General features: G+C 53.5%; 2 tRNA genes and 1 rRNA gene (1 of these 3 only partly in view). All 3 read right to left on the minus strand.

The features are described 5' to 3' along the window. Nucleotides 1–330, minus strand: a 23S ribosomal RNA gene (locus EYC79_RS14315); it reaches 2,744 nt to the left of the window's first position. Between the two features lie 584 nt (nt 331–914). Beyond that, nucleotides 915–990, minus strand: a tRNA-Ala gene (locus EYC79_RS14320). Between the two features lie 93 nt (nt 991–1,083). Further along, a tRNA-Ile gene (locus EYC79_RS14325) sits at nt 1,084–1,160 on the minus strand. Nucleotides 1,161–1,377: the final 217 nt, after the last annotated feature.

Consider the following 1,377-nt stretch of genomic DNA (forward strand, 5'->3'; position numbering starts at 1 on the left):
CATTGCGATATCTAGAAACCTCTTTCGCTGAACCCTTGAACCCGATCTCCCGGGTGTCCTCTGTCCTCACGGCCGTAGGCCTGCGGACGGCGCGCCAAACGATTGGCGACGACCTGAAGGTCTGTATGGGAAGTCCCATACAAACCAATAAGAAGACTATTCAAGTGTGCAGCAAAACAGATTTTCTAGATATCTGAGGTGGGTTGCCCCATTCGGAGATCCATGGATCAAAGCTTATTCGCAGCTCCCCACGGCTTTTCGCAGCGTATCACGTCCTTCTTCGCCTGTGCATGCCAAGGCATCCACCAAATGCCCTTAATTCACTTCTTCGTTCTCATTGTCTATGCTCATCATCAAGTCGTCATTCCGAAGGAATGAACGACAGGCAAGGTTACCTTTTACAACCCAGCCAAGTCACGATGCCATCGACGTGTTCGGTACGGTCTTCATTGAGGGCACGCCGGTGCACCTCGAAGCCATACCATTAAGACCAGCTTCTCGAGATATCATCCGGTGATGCGCGGTCAGGCAACACCAATCCAGCATTTTCATCAGAGGGACTAAAAGCCCCAACAACAAAAATGCCTCGGACAAGCTTCCTTCCTACCTCCAGTCCCTCCACCAATTCCGGCCGACTAAGCCATCACATGGTTTCTCTGAGACTGGGCTCGGACGTCTCAAACCCAATGGGTTCAAAACACCTGGAAGCTTCCAGACATATCTTCTCTTCACAATGTATCCAAAACAGGCACCGTCATCGCATTCGATGAAGGTGCAAACCTTTATTTCTCCAGAAGACAATTCGCAGCCGTAGGATCAATTCTCCAATACAGCGCGATAGCGCGTCGCCGATCGTTCGGCGCCCTCGCGGAGGGTAGGTCCGAAGGACCGCTCACCCGTGAGCGCCAAAATTTTGGTGGAGCTGAGCGGGATCGAACCGCTGACCCCCTGCTTGCAAAGCAGGTGCTCTCCCAGCTGAGCTACAGCCCCATCCAGCTCGATCACCCAAGTCTTTCAACCAGGCGCGGCAACAATTCGCATCGACCAACAGTCTCAACCCAAACCCTCATTCGCATATGCAAATGGTGGGCCCGGGAAGACTTGAACTTCCGACCCCACGCTTATCAAGCGTGTGCTCTAACCAACTGAGCTACGGGCCCATCTCTTGCGTACCGGCAAACCAATCAAAACATCCGTCTCAATCAGCCACCCATACAGGACGATAGTCCGTCGCCGGCCGTCCGGCGCCCCCGCGGAGCATAGGGTCATAGACCCGCTCATGCGTGAGCACAAACCAAAGGTTTATATCCTTCATGAAGAAAGAGAAACGTGGACGGCGACACTTGCCATACCGTCAGGACCGAAGTCTCTGCGGCG

It is taken from the genome of Agrobacterium cavarae (assembly GCF_004310285.1).
In the GTDB taxonomy this organism is placed as follows: Bacteria; Pseudomonadota; Alphaproteobacteria; order Rhizobiales; family Rhizobiaceae; genus Agrobacterium; species Agrobacterium cavarae.